The sequence below is a fragment of the Mesorhizobium sp. M2A.F.Ca.ET.037.01.1.1 genome (genome assembly GCF_003998075.1).
In the GTDB taxonomy this organism is placed as follows: domain Bacteria; phylum Pseudomonadota; class Alphaproteobacteria; order Rhizobiales; family Rhizobiaceae; genus Mesorhizobium.
Map to the genome: position 1 here is coordinate 1 of NZ_RZSA01001836.1, position 426 is coordinate 426.

At 61.5% G+C, this 426-nt stretch carries 1 pseudogene; it reads left to right on the top strand.

Features of this window, described 5'->3' with window-relative positions:
* Positions 1-191: pseudogene (locus EOA27_RS40080) on the top strand (adenylate/guanylate cyclase domain-containing protein); the annotation flags it as partial.
* Positions 192-426 lie beyond the last annotated feature (235 nt).

Here is a 426-nt window from a genome sequence, read left to right on the forward strand (position 1 = left end):
GCCATGAGGAGCTGACCGGCATCAAGCAGAAGCTGACGGTGCTTTCACCCGATCTGTCGGGTGCGCTCGCGCTCGATGAAGACGGTGCGATGGAGACGATTCACGATCGAAAATCGGAGGCCGAGCAGGTCATGCTGCTGCATCGCGATGCCGCCCGGCTGTCGGCGGGCGACCCGAGCAAGCTCCAGTAAGCGCCACGAACCAACCGAACGCCCTTGCCAGGCGGTCCGGTCGCCGGCGCCGCCGCTGGCGACCGCTTCGAATCCAAGTTGCTCTAGGCTGGCAATACGCTAGTCTCGCTTTCTGGAAGTTGCCAGAGTGGGGCTGGTTTAAGAATGAATTCAGGTGTTGACCTGCTGCGGATCGAGGATGTTGGCATCTCTTTTGCCATTATCGGCGGGCCGTTGCATGCCGTCAGGCGCGCAA